Source organism: Aliidiomarina quisquiliarum (genome assembly GCF_023922585.1).
GTDB classification, from domain to species: Bacteria; Pseudomonadota; Gammaproteobacteria; order Enterobacterales; family Alteromonadaceae; genus Aliidiomarina; species Aliidiomarina quisquiliarum.
On sequence record NZ_JAMFTN010000014.1, the window covers coordinates 1 to 17953 of the forward strand.

The window sequence follows — 17953 nt, forward strand, 5'->3', positions numbered from 1 at the left end:
GGCGGTCGTGGAGGCGGATCAATATGCCTGCTTCTTCGGCTGAAACACATAACCAGTCGCTCGAGTTCGCTCCGGCCCTGGCCGGGCCTGCGCCGGACGGGCTTTTCGCTTCGCTCCAAGCCCGCCGTTCAGCTCGGCGTTAGATGCCACTTCGACGCATGGAAGGGAGGATAAGATGAAAATAAAAGCCGTAACCGTGAATCGGTTTCGAAGCTACTCAAGCCCGGTGACTGTACAGGTTGATGACCTTCTCGTTCTTGTTGGTCGTAACGACATTGGAAAATCAACGATTCTTGAAGCATTGGACATCTTTTTCAATGAAGGTAAGGGATGCGTCAAGATTGACAAGGACGATATAAACAAAGATTGCCTTTCTCAAGGACAGGATTGCATTGAAATCGGGGTCGAATTTACTGACCTTCCTCCAAATATCGTTATTGACGCCACGAACCAAACGACACTGCAGGAAGAATACCTGCTAACGTCGGCGGGAACTCTGCATGTCATAAAGAGATACCCAAATGCAGGAAAGGAGAAGGTGTTTATTAAGGCTAATCATCCCACAAATCCAGAATGTGCTGACTTGCTACTGAAGAAGCACGCTGATCTCAAGAAGATATTGGAAGCCGGTGGTTATGATTGCCCGGATAAAAGCAAAAATGCTGAGCTGCGCAAGGCTATCTGGCGTGGGCAGGAAAATTTGCAGCTAAGCGACTGCGAAATTGAAGTAGCCAAGATTGACGCCAAGAGCATTTGGGAGCAGCTCAAGGCTTATATGCCGCTGTACACGTTGTTCCAATCTGATCGAAAAAATAGTGATTCTGACGATGAAGTTCAGGATCCAATGCGAATTGCTGTTAGAGAAATACTCGGTGATCCGGAAATTCAGGCAGACTTGGCACAGATCACGGACACGGTGAAGGCACGTTTAGATGAGGTGGCTCAGAGGACACTGCAGAAGCTTGGTGAGTTGAATCCTGCCATAGCCAATTCGCTTGACCCTCGGCTTCCTGATTTTGCCAGCTTGAAGTGGACAGATGTGTTCAAGAACGTCTCTATTGCCGGCGATGATGATATACCCATCAATAAAAGAGGGAGTGGAGTAAAGCGCCTCGTTCTGATCAGTTTCTTCCGTGCAGAAGCTGAAAGGAGACAAAATGAGGCCAACTTGCCCAATATTGTATACGCCATTGAAGAGCCTGAAACATCTCAACACCCAGAGCATCAGCGCGCATTGACTGATGCACTTATCGCTCTCTCTGAAGCGCCAAACACCCAGGTGTTGCTCACGACACACAGCCCAGAGATCGTAAAGCGTCTCAGGTTTGAGAACATCATCCTGATTTCAGATCAGGCTCAAGAACGAGTGTCACCCGTTCTTGAGCACGAACTACCTTATCCAAGCCTTAATGAAGTGAATTTTTCGGCGTTTGGCGAGGCTTCCTATGAATATCACAATGAACTATATGGGTTCATTGAGGCAGAAGGGCGCTTGACGGAGTACAAAGCTGGCAAACCTCAGCGTCCGTACATTCGTATTCGGCAGGATGGTTCTACAATATCGCAGCAGATCGTTCTCACCGAATACATTCGCCATCAAATTCATCATCCGGAGAACGACCACAATGTATCGTTTACCGCAGAAGAACTCACAGAGTCGATCGAAGCTATGCGGTTGTTTCTCCGAATTTGAGGCGTTGGGAGAGGCGGCATCTAACAAGGCGCTGCACTCGGACAAATTTTCCGCTGCGCTCCAAATCTGCCGGTGAGCGCGGCGTTAGGCTTACTAAGGAGAGTGTGTGAAATTTCGTATTATAGGTGCAATATTAATTAGTGCTATATCATTTGGTTGTTTCGCTACAGCTCAAATCCCCGATACTATTGAAATTAATGATGTTAAATACCGTTTAAACACAAATCCGTTAAAAAAATACCTAACGGAGATCAAATGGGAAAAACCAGAAAATGCTTCCGTATCATCTGCAAACTGGAGGGGTTATCTAGCGGCTTGGAAAGTCGAGGCCGGAAACTTACTTTTAACAGATATGACAATTAGTGTTCACTCGGAAACTGAAAAGCACAGTTACGATGATGTTAGTATCTTGAAAGATGTGTTCCCAGACAAAAAAGAGATTGTTGCTGTTTGGTACAGTGGAGCCTTAATAGTACCTTATGGTGAAATGACTAACTATGTTCATATGGGTTACGGCTCAAGCTATGAAAACTACATTGTTTTAAGAATAAGCAAAGGAATTGTAATTGAGCACCTAGATATGGTGGCAGCTGAATTCGAAACATATAAAGATCGAAAGTTCCAAACTTTTATGGAAACTAAAGAATTCCAAGAAGAGCTGGAAAATCTAATGAATGGTGAATACAAGTGGACAGAAGAGCAAGCACTAGACTTTATGCAAAGTTTTCATGCCGAATATTATCTATCTTTGTAATAGTAAGCCTAACAAGTTACTCAAAAGGACGCAAAACGCTTGGCTTGTGCTCCTTCGTCGCTAATTTTAGCCAAGCATTTATGCGCCCATTAGTAAGGCGTTATGGCCTAAAGGAGTAGATTTGGAAAGCTTCAATATTTTTAATGCTTTAGCTGGGATGGCCTCTGTAATGGGGGCCGTGGCTGTATACCAATTCAAACTGTCCCAGAGCAAGAAAGCCAGGGCAGATCTCTTAGCCCAATTGGATGACTCGATTGCACAAGAGAAGAAGCACTCGACCGGCGAGCTCTTCTATCTGCTACACGGCTTAAGAATGAACTTTGAGGATATCAAAGCAATCTGCAGTGATGGCAGGAGCGCGAAGATTGTGCACGCACTCAGAAAAACACCAGGAATAGTTACTCACGAGAATGGTCGATTTAAGTATACGGGTATATTTGAGAGACTCTGGGTTCGTCAGATCAATAAATTTGTTATGAGACTGCTTGCTTACGTGATGGCGGCTATTGCTTTGGTTTCGATCATCCTGATGGGTTTTTTGGATGGCACTGAAGCTTTGGCACTACTGATTGTAGTTGCGCCTTTGGCCGCCTTTTTCGGTATGCAGGTAAAAGATATTCGGCATGACGACATGGTAGAGAGTCTAGTGGGTTCGAACGAACCATAACGGGCGGTTAACCGGACACCAAAAGCGTACCGCTTTTGGCTCCCTCCGCTGGCGTTTACCTAAGCGTTTTGGCCTAAGACTAATTAGCATTATTGTACGTCCTTCAAATATTGAAAAAAGGATAATTTTTAGTGTCTATATCATTTCAAAAACTAGCCAGGGGTGGGTACGTTCCTAATCAAGCTCGTAATACTGCCTATCTACAAGCTGATAACTGGGATGATTTTGGATATAAGACGCTATTTAGCCTTACCATTTTTGATGGAGAAGGCAATAAGCACTCAATCGGTAGCGTAAAAATAGGTTTTACCGGCCAAGTTGGAGGCTGGACTGAAGAACAGATTCCTCAAAATTTCAATGTATTGCAGGAAAATTTCTATTCGTTGGGGCAGGACCCCGACTATTATAGAAATCTTTTAGATTTCCTTTCGGCTGAGATGGTAAACAGTGTGCTGATGGCGCTAGGGGACGTTGCTCATAATCCTGACCGTTTGGCGATAGCTGAAAATGAAGGGGCTTTTAATACTTCATTAATGAGGAATGTTAATCGCTCCACTATCGAGCAGCAGTTTCGACGCATCTTGCGCGGAGAAGCACCTCTTACAGACTATGACTTCTTTTATGAAAAGGCTGCCAATGATTACTACTCCGGAATTAAGGTTGAATTTCAAGTAGAGCCAAACGCCAAGCCGTCTTCGAATATTCACATATTGATTGGCCGAAACGGTGTTGGGAAAACAACCCTTTTGAACAACATGGTTGATGCACTTCTCCCTCACAGAGGTGCGGTAGAGGAGACCGGCTATTTTGCCACCAACTCCATATGGGGGGGGGCTTCCGCACTCCAAAATAATTATTTTGCCGGGGTAGTCTCTGTATCTTTCAGTGCATTTGATCCCTTTACTCCACCTGATGATCAACCTGATGCAACTGCAGGGATGCGATATTACTATGTTGGCTTGAAAAAGCGTGTGCCTGAGAACGATCTGAATCAATGGGTTCTGAAAGATAAATTCGATCTATGTCGAGATTTTACTGAGAGTTTAAAGCTCTGTCTTTCATTGACATCCAAAAGTAATAGGTGGGTTAAAGCTGTTAGGAAGCTAGAATCAGACTCTAATTTTGCTGAAATGGATCTATGTCAACTCGTTAACGTGTACGCTAATGATTTTTCCGATTCTAAAGGACAATTTTCTGAAAAGGCGTCCGCACTATTTGAAAGGATGAGCTCAGGACATGCGGTTGTCCTACTATCTGTAACAAAGCTCGTTGAAACTGTTGAAGAAAAAACCTTAATCCTTCTTGATGAGCCAGAAAGCCATCTTCATCCACCACTACTTTCCGCGTTTACAAGAGCGTTGTCGGACTTACTTGTTAATCGTAATGGTGTTGCAATTATCGCCACGCATTCGCCAGTTGTATTGCAGGAAGTTCCTAAGTCATGTGTATCTATTCTAAGAAGAACTCGATTGATTTCCAAAGTAGAAAGGCCGGAAAATGAAACCTTTGCTGAGAATGTAGGCGTTTTGACGCGAGAAGTGTTTGGGTTAGAGGTATCCAAATCCGGCTTTCATGACCTACTGGAAAGCTCAGTGAATGAAGGTAAGAGTTACGAAGAAATTGAGCAGGAATACCAAAACCAACTAGGTTTTGAAGGTAAGGCGATACTGAGATCGATGGTAACTAATAAGATAATGCAGACGAGGGCCGGAGAATGAGAAGTATCTCCGCCCCCAATGAAGACCCCAAAGAAGTTTTTGAGTTATGCGTAAATAGTATTTCAGACAAACGTTTACGCTGTCGTCTCAGTGCCGTTTCTGATGTTGTCGCTGCCGCTGCATATCAATATTGGAAGAATGGTATTGAAAGTACACTGTACAGCCTTCCATCCAATGACTGCAAAAACGAAGAAATAGTCATAGGCTCGGTGAATAAACAAGAACTAAAAGATGTTTATAGCGTTCATATGGTAGGCAGGGCGAAGCCTGCAAGAAAAATATATGACTCCTTGTTATCTAGAGCACCACACGGTAGGTGTCCATTTTGTGGGATCGGGAATGCCTCGACTTTAGATCATTACTTGCCGAAAAGTAGGTATCCAACTCTTTCGGTTGTTCCACAAAACCTTGTACCTTCTTGCAAAGATTGCAACACTGGAAAAAAAGCCAATATTTCTACCGTTGCTGAAAAACAAAGTTTGCATCCCTATTTCGATAATAGTTCTGTTATTAGTGAACAATGGATTTTCGCTGATGTTGAGTCAACATATCCTGAGACAGTCAGGTTTTTTGTTCGCGCACCCGAAGATTGGGATGAAACATTAAAAAAACGCGTCCATTCGCATTTCGAGGACTTTAACCTAGCTAATAGGTTCTCAATTGAAGCCGCCGACGAGCTCGCGAATAAGAGGTACCTGCTAACTGAGTTTGAACGAAAGAATGGAGCTCAAGCACTGATTGATCTGCTCTCAGATGAAGCTGACTCTCATTTTCGTGTACATAAAAATTCGTGGCAGACTGCATTCTATCAAGCGCTCCATGAACACTATATGGTGTCGAAAAAAAGTCAAAACCAAGCAACCAAAGTATGTCCAGTTTGTGAGGGTGAAGGCGTATTCGTCAATTATTTTTGTCCATGCTGTAGTGGAAATGGGATTGTTTCAGGTCATATGGAAATCAATGACTCTGATTATCAGAGGTTAAAGTGCCCAGAGTGTGATGGCCGTCCAGGATGTCGTTTGTGTGCAGGCTCAGGAGTGATTCGAAGGGAAAAAGCACTCCAGTTAGCTCGAAGCAGGCCATAACAATCGGCTGCACAGCGACCGATTTTCCGCCGCTTGGCGGCTCCAAACCGGCGCGTGAGCCGGGCGTTACATGCGTAAGGAAATTGAGATGTATAAGCTACTTCTAACTGTATTTATTTGTTTGGTATTGTCCAGTTGTAGTTCCGTTCCAGAAAGTAGTGCGGAAAGCCAAACTGACACAAAGGCATCACGCACTTGCAAAGAAACAGCGTTGGATATCTATAAAAACCTAGATCAAGAAAGCATCAATACGCTACAAGAAACAGAGAAAGAAGATCTCATACAGTTTCATTTTGGGTGGGGAATGGGAATCNCAATGCCAAGCACTTCGCCCCAGCGAAGCTGGGGCAGGACCTCGCTGCGCTCGGCCTGTGTTGGCGGCGTTATGCATCATGAAACGAGTTCTCGTTCTAGCCATTTTTTGCAGTATTCTGGGATGCTCTTCTATAAAGGAGCAGCCTAAACTATCTGAGTTTGAGCCCCAGCCTTATGCTGATTATTTGGCTACTGGGTGGACACTCTCTGAGCCTTTGACTGTGCTAGGAATCGAAGAAATGGCTATGGATGAGCGCCGCCGCTATCGCGAGCAACCTAATGCTCGAAAAGATGTTCCATTTGTTCCTTTTGGCTTTGCAAACGAAGAGTGGGAAATATTCAAAAATAAAATGAAGGGGGGCGATGAAATCCGCCGTATGTCGTCTCCTCCGGGTTCTTGGTCCAGATTGTCAGGCTGGGAAGGGTATGTATTAATTAGGGGACAAAACATAATTTGGCAAATGGTCACGAGAATAAACTAATGCATAACAAGGTGGTCAAGTTCACTCCGGCCGCAAAAAACGCGGCCTGCGCGGGACAACCTACACTGCGTTTCGGTTGCCCCTTACCACGGCGTTATGTTTCCGCTCTACAGAAAGCTAGGCCAGATATCTAAAGGATATATTATGAGATTCTTCCATATTGTTGTTGAAACTAATGACAAGGATAAAAATGGGCAATTCATTAAGGTTATTGAATGTGACCGTACGGACCTTGAAGAAATTAAGGATGAGGTGATTCGACCTTACGTTCTAAGAGATGAGATTCTTGTTGATGGCGCCTATCTTGAATTTAGCAAAATACGCTCGCTTAAGATTAAGGAAACAGAGGGAGATGCTTCAAAAACCGTTGATGCTGCAAACAACAACATCCCTTCCAATTTCATTGTATTTCTTTCCACCGAAAATGTGATAAGTGGTGATGGATATACCACTGACCTGACGCGTAGTTTGATAAAAGAGGTGAGAGAATCTATCTCTGATGAGTCCAAAAAAGAAGCTCCGCCGGTAAAGCTAGCTTCGGATAATAAGAAAGTATTTGTTGTTCATGGTCACGATGACGCAGCTAAATCGGAAATGGCTCGTTTTCTCGAAAAGGCTGGATTGGAACCAATTGTGCTACACGAAAAAGCAAGTTCAAGTCGAACGATTATTGAAAAAATCGAGGCCAATAGCGATGTTGGATACGCGGTTGTTTTGTATACGCCTTGTGACATAGGTGCTAAAAAATCCGAATCGCCCGAATTAAAATCCAGAGCCAGGCAAAATGTTGTATTCGAGCATGGATATTTTATCGGTCGGCTTGGGCGCCCAAGAGTTTCGGCTTTGTTGGTGGACGGTGTTGAAGCACCCAATGATATAAGCGGTGTTGTCTACATTGATCTCGATCTTAGAGGCGCTTGGAAGCTCGATCTAGCCAAGGAGTTGAAAGAAGCGGGTTATACAGTTGATCCTTCTGCTCTATTGTAAACATAACAAGCGCGTCAATTAGGACGCTCGCAAGCTCACGCCTATTACGTGGGCGTTACTAAGTGTGCTGGTTGGATGCTTACTTTCAGCCTAAGTTTAGGCGCGCTGTAATTGAAAATGCCCGCGCATTCATTGCAGCGGGCGTTTTGTAAGTAGGCCTAGCCCCCTGCTCAGGCTATTTTTTTATGGGACTCTAAAACTTTGGCTTTCATGATATAAGGCTTCATATGCTGAGCGATAGCCGCAAACATAGGTACAATTACTGAATTACCAAACTGTTTGTATGCTTGTGTATCTGAAACGGGAATTTTGAACTCGTTACTATTCGGAGAGCTAAAGCCCATTAGACGAGCACATTCCACAGGTGTTAAACGACGTGGGCGATTAACAAGGTTGGCCTTATCCGTAATTGGTTTATTAAAATCCCAACCTCGATCAATAAGAATTTCTGAGCCATCTTTGTAATAGCGGGCCGATAGGGTTCTAGTTCTATCATTAGGGCCAACTAGGCCAAAACCAAATCCATTTCCTTTTGCTTGGTGTTTTTTAGCGTAGTTGAAAAGGTACTCCCAAAGCTTAGGTGTCAGGATATATTTGTCATCTACTTCAAGCTCTAAAATATCACCAAGCGTAGGTGTGTTATCCGGTATTGGCAAGTCTTTAAGGGTGAAGCCATTATGTACATTTAGGTCTTTGCGAAAACCAACTAAAATAATACGTTCTCTATTTTGTGGTACCCAGCTCGAGCCATTAATGATTTTAGGGTCCTTGACGCCAGTGTGTTCTGAGTCTGCAACCCAATAACCTAGCTCATCAAGCGCCTTCATGATGGTTTTAAAGGTTTTGCCGCGGTCATGACTTTTAAGGTTTTTAACATTTTCAAGCACAAAGGCAGCAGGGCGTTTTGCTGCAATAATTCGCGCAACATCGAAAAAAAGAGTCCCTTGAGTATCACATTCAAATCCGTGCTTAACACCTAAAGAGTTTTTCTTAGATACACCTGCAAGTGAAAATGGTTGGCATGGAAAGCCTGCTAGCAGCACATCGTGGTCAGCAACAACTTGATTGATATTGTCGTACGCTTCTTGCTCTGATATTGATGGATCAGCACTCAAGGTTACATCACGAATATCTTCGTTGAATGTGTGAAAAGACTTATCGCAAGCGAAATTTGCTTTGTAGGTACGGGTTGCGAACTTATTCCATTCGCTAGTAAATACACACAAACCACCTTGGTCTTCAAAGCCTTTACGAATTCCGCCGATCCCTGCGAATAAGTCGATAAACTTAAAATCACAGTTTTCAGGGGTCACAGCAGGCTTAGGTAATAATGCTGTTAGGTGATCGTATTCTGTTTTGCTGAGTTTTGGTGAGGCTTTGCCTTTAACCCAGCGATTAATTGTCTCTCGGGTCCAGTTATTGTTGGGTATTGTATTGAGATAATCAGCTAAGAACTTTTGGTCATAAATGTCCAATAGCTTTGAAATAACTTCAAAGTCAGTTTGCCCATTAAAGCTGACTTCGGGGCAGTCAAATTCTAACTGGTTCATGATTTAATCCTCTGGGTATTTCGTGTGATATATAGTCACACATTCGTTCCTTTTTATCAAGAGGCTGTATTTATATACAGTATAATTTGTTTTTGTAATTTTGCAAAAAATAGATGTTAAAGGCGGTTATTGCTTGTGTGGTTCCCATTGCTGAAAGTGGTTGGTATGCTGTTTGTGCTAATAAATACTATTGATATAAAGGGGGGAGCTTGAGCGAATATCAAATGCTTGTCGATAAAATGATGATTCAAGGTGCGAAGCGAATTTTTATTAAGCCTCTGGCGAATAACGATAACTCTAAGCAGCAAATTTATTTGGGTTCTGACTTTGAAGTGGCTCGTGTTATCCCTTCTGGTAATGTTTCTTCGGCAGGCATGAGTAAAAAAGGCGCTATATTTAAAGCACCACTTGATTTCTACTGGATTAGTCTTGATGGGGCTACAGACTTGGCTCCAAATGCTCAAATTATCCTTTACCCTAAATATCCAGAGACACGATTATCTGGGTTTCTGAGTGGCTGTAGTCGTAAAAAAGCCATTGCGCCTAGTCATTTGATGAAGCCACCAACAGCAGAAGAACGGTCTGCACGTCTTAATACCAAGCGTTACTTAGTTCTTGGCGTAGATGAAAAAACAGTTTGGGCACACTGTAGTGCTTGGGATGGTACTTTGCATGATCAACTTAAAGCGATTGTTGAGAGTGATGAAACACAGTTGGTTGCTTCGGTTTTTTATCAGTATTCAGCGACACGAGAGCCCAGCGAAGAGAAGTTACTAAGAAAATTAAAAGAGATTTACCAGCAAGGACCTATTGAGTCGTGCCGTCTCAACTCTGAAGGTGAGTTGATGACTTATAAAGCACAGAACGGCGCAGGTTATACCTTAGAAGCTCAGTTTGGGATTACGCCAAACGGGTCCTCCGCTCCTGATTTTATGGATTGGGAATTAAAGAGCCACTCTAGTGGTGCGGTGACGCTCATGACACCAGAGCCAAATGTTGGCACCTATCTTGATGATTTAGAGGTGTTTCTTCGTACCTATGGTACCAGGATTGAACAAGAGAGGATGGACTTTGCAAGCCGCCATAATGTTGGCGAGAAAAATAAGACGACTGCCTTAACTATGCATTTTGAAGGCTATGACCCGGACAAAAGAGAAATTCTTGAGCCGTCCGGTGGCTTAATGTTGCGCGATGAGGACGGTGTACTCGTCGCAGGTTGGAAATTTGAAAAGCTCATTTTGCATTGGAAAAAGAAACATGCCAACACTTGTTTTGTGTCGTATACAGCCATTCGAGAAACACCGCCAAAGTACCAGTATGGACCAAAAGTTGTTCTGGGTAAGGGGACAGATCTTAAATTGTTCTTGAATGCTTTGTATTTAAGCACTGTTTACTATGATCCCGGCATAAATATGAAGTTGGTTAAAGGTAAGTGGAAGCCTAAAAAGCGTAACCAATTCAGAATCAGCTGGCGCAATATAGACAATTTGTATGTGGAATTAAAAAACGTAGATTTAGAAGCTTTGGAGTAGCATTTATTAGTACCTACGGAGCGAGAGCAAATAAAAAAGGCGCTACCTTTCGGTAACGCCTTTCTTATTTGAATGTGGTGGAGCTGGGGGGATTTGAACCCCCGTCCGCTATACCGCCACTCTCGGTACTACATGCTTAGCCGTCTCATTTAGTTAACCGTTCAACCGCCGAGGGGCAGGCTATTGAAAGGCGAGCTCGATTAGTTTTAACGGTTCAGCTACGAGCGAAGCATCCGCGCGAGTCTATAATTATGACCATCCGAACCTCTGCTTATAGACGAAGCCTGAGTGGATGGTTAGCGGGTCTTAAGCCGCTAAAGCGTAGTTGTTATCGTTTGCAACTATTAGTTTGAGGCTTTTTACGAGGCCAGCCCCACCTCGGCATGCACCTAAAGCTTTATGTATCTCGTCGAATCCAAATCAGCCCCAGATTTCTTACGTGGTAATTCTAACACATAACAGGCCTGTTTTGCTAGTTATGCTTTCTTACTTAAGTTTTCACGACAAACTTGCTTACACATTATATATGGGGCCTAGGGTTGGTTATTTCAAGGGCAGGATTACTTTTAAGTTAAATAACCTTGGTTTCTACAGCTAATAACCCATTCATAAAATTGGCTTTAAGGGTATCACCTGGTTGCAGTGGGCCTACCCCAGCAGGGGTGCCGGTAATTAAAATGTCACCCGCACATAAGGTGAAGTGGCGGCTGGCGTATTCAATTAATTCAACAATAGGGGTAAGCATATTGGCGCTATGGCCCTGTTGGCGTAGCTGGCCGTTTATTTCTAGGCTGAAGTGAAGCTTGGCAAGGTTTAGGTTATCTACCGGTACAAAGGCAGAAATAGGGCAGCTGCCGTCGAAACCTTTGGCAATTTCCCACGGCAGTCCTTTGTCTTTCAGTGTTTGCTGAACATCACGCAAGGTTAAATCAAGGGCTAGGCCAATGCCGTCGATGGCGTTACTGGCAGTAACAGCGTCGGCATTTTTAATGGTTTTACCCAGTAATACGGCCAATTCAATTTCATAATGCACATTGTCGCCCAAATTCGTAAGGTTTATAGGCTCTTCAAAGGGTACCAAGGCGGTAGCAGGCTTCATAAACAATATGGGTTCGCTTGGTACTGGGTTATTTAGCTCTGCCGCGTGGGCGGCATAATTGCGGCCGACACAAATAACTTTGTTGTAATGCATGTACTGGGTTCCTTGCTGCCCGAAACAATTCACTATTTATACGACATAAGCCGTTGTGTTGCTAGTTATGCTAGTTGAGTTTAACGGTGACTTACGAATGTGTTTGCCGTAGCATTACTGCCGTTTTGTAAATAACAAGAAAAGGTACTTTTCGTGAACCAAAAAGTTGAGTCTCAAAAAGGGTTTATTGCGTTTGTTGAGCGTGTGGGCAAACGCATTCCTGACCCGATCATTATTTTTATCTGGTTTTTTGTTGGCGCACTGTTACTTACGGCGTTAATGGGGGGCATTAGCTTCGAAACCTTCGGTGCAGGGGGCGAACCTACTCAGTGGCAAATTAAGAATATGTTGGCTGCGGAAAACGTGGTGTGGCTATTCGACAACGCTATTTTGGCCAACTGGCTTGGGTTTGGTGGCGGTGTTTTAGGTGTTATTTTAATTGTTATGTTGGGTGTGGGTATTGCCGAACATTCAGGCTTGTTTGGCGCGGTATTGAAAAAAACCAGCCGTGCACTACCAGAAAAGTTATTACCATTGTTATTAGTATTTATTGGCATTATGTCGTCAATAGCTACCGATGCGGGTTATTTAGTACTTATTCCTTTAGCCGGTTTGCTTTATGCAGGTTTGGGCAAAAACCCACTGATTGGTATGGCAGCAGCTTTTGCAGGGGTGTCGGCGGGCTTCAGTGCCAACCTGATTCCGGCTACGCCAATTGACGTTATTATTGGTATGAACGCCAAGGTGTTCGCTGAAGCCCAGGGTATTCCGTTCGTAAATGCTAAGGGTGAAGAATTAACCCCAGCCACTATGAACTACTATTTTATTTTGGTTTCAACCTTTGTGTTGGCGGCTGTGGGCTCGTGGGTTACTTTGAAAGTTGTTGGCCCACGCTTGGCGCAAAAAGAATTTGTTATTCCAGACGAGCTGAAAATAACCGACTTCGATGTAACGCCAGCTGAGCGGCGCGGCTTACGTGCCGCAGGAGTGGGGCTGGTGTTGGCGTTAGTTGCATTGTGGGGCTTAGCGATAGGGCCCATGGCCGATTACACCACGGCTGAAGGGCAAACAGTTAAACCCTTTATTAATAACGTTATTTTAATGATTACCTTTGTATTTGTGGTGGTGGGGGTGTCGTTTGGTGTTGCTAGTGGTAAGTTCCGTTCGATGATGGACGTAGTAACAGCCATGGTGAAACAAATGGACACCATGGGCTACATTTTGGTGCTGACCTTCTTTTGTTATAACTTCCTTGGCTTACTCAGCTACAGCGGGTTAGGTGCGTACATTACCTATTTAGGGGCGTCGTCGTTAATTGCCATGGGCTTGCAAAGCTACCCTATTTTACTACTGGTGGGTTTTGTATTAGTTACCGGGTTAATTAACTTATTTGTGGGTGGCTTAACCTCGAAGTGGATGCTGCTAGGGCCTATTTTTATTCCTATGTTGTACATGGTGAATTCGGAAATGACCCCAGACCTAGTGGCAGCAGCTTTTCGGGTGGCAGACTCAGCCACTAATATTATTACCCCAATGATGAGCTACGCCGGCATTATTTTAGCTTTTATGCGTAAATATAACCCACAGCTTACTTTTGGCGAGATGATCGCCATGATGGTGCCATATTCATTAGCCTTTATGGTGGTGTGGGTGGCGTTGCTGGTTGGTTTCTTTGCCTTTGGTATACCGCTTGGGTTCTAACTAATTATTCGGTGAGCGAGAACGACTATTGCGGCATCTTAAGTGTTAACGTATTGTTAGTAAGATAGTTGGCATATAAGGAAGCGTGCAATGGTTCGTTCTCAGCGTCGTTTGGTTACGTTTGTAGTTTGTATTGGCTTTGCTATCGGCTTAGTGGGCTGTGCGAGTGATCCCGATTCTCAGTTCGGCTCGCCGACAATAGCTGACGGGCCTGCTAAGCTTGAGTTCGAAGGTACCGAGCATATCAATAATCCCTTAATTGGTCGTTTTTGGAGCCCGGTTACGCAAGAGTTCATTAGTTGGCCTGAAGTGGCTAGGCACATGCCGCGCGGTGGCTGGTTAATGGTGGGTGAACAGCACGATCATCCTGATCATCATCAAATGGAAACCTTTTTAACTTATTTTCTAGCCGGTCAAGGAATACTTGGCCACGTGGTCATGGAAATGGTGTCTCCAACACAGCGCAGAGCTATTTATCAGACAAATTATTTCAAACGTGCAGCAGAGGATTTAACAGCCACGAAGTTAAATTGGCCCAGCGATGATTGGCCTTGGGTGCGTTATGAACAGCAAGTTAAAGCGGCTATGCGGCTTTCTAAAGGGTTGAAGTCAGGAAGCTTAACCCAAGTACAAAAAGAAAGCTTGCAAGCTTTTGGTGACGCATTAGCGCTTTACAGTACAGACCATTTACAGTATTTAACCGACCAGGTTGAAACTAGCCATTGTGGCCCCTTCAGTGCGGAAGAAACTATACAGATGGTTAATATGCAGATAGCTGAAGATCAGGTGATGGCGCAGCAAATGATTGCCTACGCATTGCCAGACAAAGTGGGCTTACTAATTGCCGGCTCGGGCCATGTGCGCGCCGACTACGGCGCACCTTTGTGGCTGGCTGACGATGTGCCCGTGCGTACCTTGTTGTTAGTTGGGGTGGGCGCTTCTGAAAATCCAGCTGACTATGTACAAGATACCTTTTATGGCCAGCCAGCGGCACAGTTAGTTTTCTTTGTACCAGGTACAAAGCAAGCTAGCTCTTGTAAACCGTTTGCTTCATAAAAAGCCACTTATTTAACTGGGTAAGCGCACTAAATTCCAGGCTAGGCTTACCCAGCCAGCTATAAAGCATAACCCGCCCAGTGGGGTAATAGGGCCTAACCAACGCCAATTAGTTAACACTAAGCCGTATAAACTACCGGAAAAGAACAAGATACCCGCAATAAACAGAATACCAGCTATTTTTAGCCCAGTAAGTTCTGGAAAGCGCAGTAATAACACACCAATAATAAGTAAGCCAAAGCCGTGCATAAACTGATAAAGCACACCGGTTTGCCAGGTGGCTAGCGCTTGCTCGGTCACTTGTTGGCGCAGTGCGTGGGCACCAAAGGCCCCAAAAATAACGGCGAAGGCAAGAAACAGACAGCCAATGACTAAAAACAGTTTTATTTGCGGCGACATAGTATAGGCTCTCGTGTTGTAAAAGTTAGTTTGTTAAGCTTGTGAGCATAGCAAAAATATAGCTTTAAGGCCTAACCAATGCATTGCCCATGTTCCCCTGACTCCTTGTATGAAAACTGCTGTAAACCATTGCATAATGGCGCTGTAGCTAGTTCGCCAGAACAGTTAATGCGCTCGCGCTTTAGTGCTTTTGCGCTGAACTTAGCCGGTTACTTAGCACAAACCTGGCACTCCAGTACTCGCCCTGAAGTGGAATTAAGTGATAATCCAGCTTGGGTGCAATTACAAATAATTGAAGCTGTGCAGCAGGGCAATAAAGGTATGGTGCATTTTCGTGCTTTTTATAAGACTGACAATGAGCTTGGCATGATGGAAGAAAAGTCTAATTTTGTGCGCGAGCAAGGCCAGTGGTTTTATGTACAGGGCGAAGTGCTTGCCTAAAAATTTAAATGTAAATAATTTATGTAGGAGCCGTTTATGAGTCACGAGCAAATGAGTCAAGAGCAAATAATAGAAGAGCCGTATTTCATAGGTACCCCAGGCACTCCATGGGGCGACATTGAAAAGAAAAACTGGTTTGCTGTTCAAGAAGTAAAACGTAGTTATACCGACGACGTGGTTAGTGTTATTGAAGCATATCGCCAGCGCTTCGATGTAGAGCAGTACGGCACACTTGAATACAGTAATTTAGGTAGTGAAAACTACCCAGTATTTGCGATTAAGAGCCGTAATTGGCAGGTAACTCGGCCGTTATTGTTGATCACTGGTGGTGTGCACGGTTATGAAACTAGCGGCGTACATGGTGCTTTGCGCTTTATTGATCAGCACATGGAGCATTATAGTAAGCACTTTAATATTGTGGTTGCACCTTGTTTAAGCCCTTGGGGCTACGAAACCATTAACCGCTGGAACCCTTGGGCGGTTGATCCTAATCGGTCTTTTTATGAAGCGAGCCCGTCGGCAGAAGCGGCCCATTTAATGACCTATGTACAGAAAATAGAAAAACACAGCGGCACCCAGGTGTTTGCTCATTTTGACCTGCATGAAACCACCGACACCGACAATTCTGAATTTCGGCCAGCTCTTGCGGCACGCGACGCAAAGCCACAAAGCAGTTGGAATATTCCAGATGGGTTTTATACGGTAGCCCATAGTGAAAAACGAGAGTTAGAGTTTCAGTTGGCAGTGTTAGCTTCAGTAGCAAAAGTAACTCATATAGCCCCAGCCGATGAAAATGGCGGCATTATTGGTTCGCCCATGATAGCGGAAGGCCTGATTGAGTATTCGGCCACTGAACTAGGTTTGTGTATGGGCTTTACTAATGCAGCCTATGTAACCACTACAGAAGTGTACCCGGACAGTGCCAACGCCACCCCTGAAGAATGTATTTTGGCTCAGGTGGCGGCGATAACAGGTGGTTTAGACTATCTTATTACTAATCGCAATTAGTAGTTTTTGTGGCGCACTTTGGTAGTAATAGGGGCTTTGCGCACGGTTTCACGGTGGCTAATATAAATGCCGCTGCTGATAACAATGGCAGAGCCTACTACAACCCAAATACTAGGTAGCTCGTTCCAGAAAATATAACCAAGGCCAATGGCCCAAATCATGGCGGTATATTCAAAGGACGATAATAGCGACGGTGGAGCTTTACGGTATGCTTCGGTTAATAAATATTGACCGATGGCGCCAGAAATACCCAGCATTAATAACCAAGGTGCATGTTCCATGGTTACCGGCTTCCAGCTTAGGAACGACAGTAAACCACAACCAATAGTAAGGCTTAAGATAAAGTAGAACATAAGCGACTCAGAGGTTTCTGTGCGGTGGAGAAAACGAACTAGAATCATGCTGCAGCTATAACCCATCATAGAAAGTAAGCCAGCAATAACACCAATGGAAGCAAAGCCCATGGCTTTTGGGTTCAGCATCACTAACACACCAATGAAACCAACAATAACAGCACCGAAACGGTACCTACCAACGGGCTCTTTAAGCACAATGGCCGACAGCAAGGTAATGGCAAGTGGGGCGGCAAAAAACAGCGCGTAGGCGTTTGCTAAGGGTAGTTCGCGTAGGGTTAATACGGTGGTAATCAGAAAACCAATCGAAATTAATCCACGCAGTAAATGTAAGTCGATACGTGTTGCCTTTAAGCGCGAAAGGTTTTTACTGACTAAAATCCAACCGAGTACAAAAGGTAATGAGGTTGCACCACGAAAAAAACTAATTTGATAGCTACTTAAGTCGGTAGCAAGTTGCTTCATGGACACGTCCATGAGGGCGAAGCAAAACACAGCCAAAATCATAAATATTATGCCATGCTTAATATTTTCAGATTTAGCATGGCTTTTGAAACTTTTTTCGGACATAAACAAACTCCGTTATTTTTTGGCAAGGAAAAGAACAAACAATTAAGGGGAAATACCATGACCACCCCCACATTAACGCTATTTTACGATGGCCAATGCCCACTGTGTGTGCGTGAAATGAGCCAATTAAAAAAACTCGATAAGCATGGCCGCTTATGTTTTGAAGACATTTTAGCCCCCGACTTTAACGAACGCTTTCCGCAGCTTTCAATTCAGCGGGCGAATCGTATTATGCATGCCCAACGGAGCGACGGAGTGATGCTTGAAGCGCTCGACGCGGTTCATGCAGCGTGGTCGTTAGTAGGCCGTGGCTGGCGTACAGCGCCATTACGTTGGCCTATTATTCGCTGGTTTGCCGACCAAGCCTATTTGCTGCTTGCTAAACACCGCTATAAGCTTTCTAAATTACTAACCGGTGAAGCTCGCTGCAAGCGTTGTTCACTCGACTAA

At 44.3% G+C, this 17953-nt stretch carries 17 protein-coding genes and 1 other RNA gene; 13 read left to right on the top strand and 5 right to left on the bottom strand.

Annotated features, from left to right (window positions below):
- Positions 1–175 precede the first annotated feature (175 nt).
- The 7 genes from M1L23_RS02655 (at position 176) to M1L23_RS02685 (ending at position 7701) form a co-directional block, all read left to right on the top strand.
- On the top strand, positions 176–1693 hold the full coding sequence (locus tag M1L23_RS02655) for an ATP-binding protein (RefSeq protein ID WP_252625455.1): 1518 nt from the start codon (positions 176–178) through the stop codon (positions 1691–1693).
- A gap of 106 nt (positions 1694–1799) precedes the next feature.
- Positions 1800–2447, top strand: coding sequence for a hypothetical protein (locus M1L23_RS02660; RefSeq protein ID WP_252625457.1), 648 nt, complete (start codon positions 1800–1802; stop codon positions 2445–2447).
- 121 nt (positions 2448–2568) lie between these two features.
- Complete coding sequence (locus tag M1L23_RS02665) at positions 2569–3114, top strand: hypothetical protein (protein WP_252625458.1); 546 nt, start codon at positions 2569–2571, stop codon at positions 3112–3114.
- A 131-nt stretch (positions 3115–3245) separates the two neighbouring features.
- Complete coding sequence (locus M1L23_RS14985; protein WP_252625460.1) at positions 3246–4832, top strand: AAA family ATPase; 1587 nt, start codon at positions 3246–3248, stop codon at positions 4830–4832.
- Positions 4829–5917, top strand: a complete 1089-nt coding sequence (locus M1L23_RS02675) for an HNH endonuclease (RefSeq protein WP_252625461.1) — start codon at positions 4829–4831, stop codon at positions 5915–5917. The genes M1L23_RS14985 and M1L23_RS02675 overlap by 4 nt, the downstream gene beginning before the upstream one ends.
- 392 nt (positions 5918–6309) lie before the next feature.
- Positions 6310–6714 (top strand): hypothetical protein, encoded by a 405-nt coding sequence (locus tag M1L23_RS02680; RefSeq protein ID WP_252625463.1) that lies wholly within the window; start codon positions 6310–6312, stop codon positions 6712–6714.
- A gap of 144 nt (positions 6715–6858) precedes the next feature.
- Positions 6859–7701: a TIR domain-containing protein gene (locus tag M1L23_RS02685; protein ID WP_252625464.1), complete on the top strand. Its 843-nt coding sequence runs from the start codon at positions 6859–6861 to the stop codon at positions 7699–7701.
- A gap of 170 nt (positions 7702–7871) precedes the next feature.
- Here the strand turns inward: M1L23_RS02685 and dcm are convergent, their stop codons facing one another.
- On the bottom strand, positions 7872–9251 hold the full coding sequence (gene dcm, locus M1L23_RS02690; RefSeq protein ID WP_252625465.1) for a DNA (cytosine-5-)-methyltransferase: 1380 nt from the start codon (positions 9249–9251) through the stop codon (positions 7872–7874).
- A gap of 209 nt (positions 9252–9460) precedes the next feature.
- Between dcm and M1L23_RS02695 the strand changes: the two genes are divergently transcribed.
- Complete coding sequence (locus M1L23_RS02695; protein ID WP_252625467.1) at positions 9461–10783, top strand: MvaI/BcnI family restriction endonuclease; 1323 nt, start codon at positions 9461–9463, stop codon at positions 10781–10783.
- Positions 10784–10858: 75 nt separating this feature from the next.
- On the opposite strand, the gene ssrA is transcribed toward M1L23_RS02695, so the two are convergent.
- Positions 10859–11211: a transfer-messenger RNA gene (gene ssrA, locus M1L23_RS02700) on the bottom strand.
- A 143-nt stretch (positions 11212–11354) separates the two neighbouring features.
- Positions 11355–11975, bottom strand: coding sequence for a fumarylacetoacetate hydrolase family protein (locus tag M1L23_RS02705; RefSeq protein WP_252625469.1), 621 nt, complete (start codon positions 11973–11975; stop codon positions 11355–11357).
- A gap of 153 nt (positions 11976–12128) precedes the next feature.
- Between M1L23_RS02705 and M1L23_RS02710 the strand changes: the two genes are divergently transcribed.
- Together M1L23_RS02710 and M1L23_RS02715 are read left to right on the top strand one after the other, a co-directional pair.
- On the top strand, positions 12129–13676 hold the full coding sequence (locus tag M1L23_RS02710) for an AbgT family transporter (protein WP_252625471.1): 1548 nt from the start codon (positions 12129–12131) through the stop codon (positions 13674–13676).
- 90 nt (positions 13677–13766) lie between these two features.
- The gene (locus tag M1L23_RS02715; protein ID WP_252625472.1) at positions 13767–14732 is read left to right on the top strand and encodes a ChaN family lipoprotein; all 966 of its coding nucleotides are present in this window, start codon (positions 13767–13769) and stop codon (positions 14730–14732) included.
- Positions 14733–14744: 12 nt separating this feature from the next.
- Here M1L23_RS02715 and M1L23_RS02720 read toward each other — a convergent pair whose 3' ends face one another.
- A complete protein-coding gene (locus tag M1L23_RS02720; RefSeq protein WP_252625474.1) occupies positions 14745–15131 on the bottom strand; it encodes a DUF423 domain-containing protein in 387 nt (128 codons plus the stop codon).
- Between the two features lie 78 nt (positions 15132–15209).
- Between M1L23_RS02720 and M1L23_RS02725 the strand changes: the two genes are divergently transcribed.
- On the top strand, positions 15210–15572 hold the full coding sequence (locus tag M1L23_RS02725) for a YchJ family protein (protein WP_252625476.1): 363 nt from the start codon (positions 15210–15212) through the stop codon (positions 15570–15572).
- Positions 15573–15608: 36 nt separating this feature from the next.
- On the top strand, positions 15609–16580 hold the full coding sequence (locus tag M1L23_RS02730; protein ID WP_252625478.1) for a M14 family metallopeptidase: 972 nt from the start codon (positions 15609–15611) through the stop codon (positions 16578–16580).
- Here M1L23_RS02730 and M1L23_RS02735 read toward each other — a convergent pair.
- Positions 16577–17503 carry a DMT family transporter gene (locus tag M1L23_RS02735; protein ID WP_338021825.1) on the bottom strand — a complete coding sequence of 309 codons (927 nt, stop codon included), beginning with the start codon at positions 17501–17503 and terminating at the stop codon, positions 16577–16579. The genes M1L23_RS02730 and M1L23_RS02735 overlap by 4 nt on opposite strands.
- A gap of 57 nt (positions 17504–17560) precedes the next feature.
- On the opposite strand from M1L23_RS02735, the gene M1L23_RS02740 reads away from it, so the two are divergent.
- The gene (locus tag M1L23_RS02740; RefSeq protein WP_252625480.1) at positions 17561–17953 is read left to right on the top strand and encodes a thiol-disulfide oxidoreductase DCC family protein; all 393 of its coding nucleotides are present in this window, start codon (positions 17561–17563) and stop codon (positions 17951–17953) included.

Excerpts from the sequence above, each read along its gene's own strand:
- M1L23_RS02655 (WP_252625455.1), top strand. The coding sequence starts at position 176 with ATGAAAATAAAAGCCGTAACCGTGAATCGGTTTCGAAGCTACTCAAGC.
- M1L23_RS02675 (WP_252625461.1), top strand. The coding sequence starts at position 4,829 with ATGAGAAGTATCTCCGCCCCCAATGAAGACCCCAAAGAAGTTTTTGAG.
- M1L23_RS02680 (WP_252625463.1), top strand. The coding sequence starts at position 6,310 with ATGAAACGAGTTCTCGTTCTAGCCATTTTTTGCAGTATTCTGGGATGC.
- M1L23_RS02685 (WP_252625464.1), top strand. The coding sequence starts at position 6,859 with ATGAGATTCTTCCATATTGTTGTTGAAACTAATGACAAGGATAAAAAT.
- dcm (WP_252625465.1), bottom strand. The coding sequence starts at position 9,251 with ATGAACCAGTTAGAATTTGACTGCCCCGAAGTCAGCTTTAATGGGCAA.
- M1L23_RS02705 (WP_252625469.1), bottom strand. The coding sequence starts at position 11,975 with ATGCATTACAACAAAGTTATTTGTGTCGGCCGCAATTATGCCGCCCAC.
- M1L23_RS02715 (WP_252625472.1), top strand. The coding sequence starts at position 13,767 with ATGGTTCGTTCTCAGCGTCGTTTGGTTACGTTTGTAGTTTGTATTGGC.
- M1L23_RS02720 (WP_252625474.1), bottom strand. The coding sequence starts at position 15,131 with ATGTCGCCGCAAATAAAACTGTTTTTAGTCATTGGCTGTCTGTTTCTT.
- M1L23_RS02725 (WP_252625476.1), top strand. The coding sequence starts at position 15,210 with ATGCATTGCCCATGTTCCCCTGACTCCTTGTATGAAAACTGCTGTAAA.
- M1L23_RS02730 (WP_252625478.1), top strand. The coding sequence starts at position 15,609 with ATGAGTCACGAGCAAATGAGTCAAGAGCAAATAATAGAAGAGCCGTAT.
- M1L23_RS02735 (WP_338021825.1), bottom strand. The coding sequence starts at position 17,503 with ATGTCCGAAAAAAGTTTCAAAAGCCATGCTAAATCTGAAAATATTAAG.
- M1L23_RS02740 (WP_252625480.1), top strand. The coding sequence starts at position 17,561 with ATGACCACCCCCACATTAACGCTATTTTACGATGGCCAATGCCCACTG.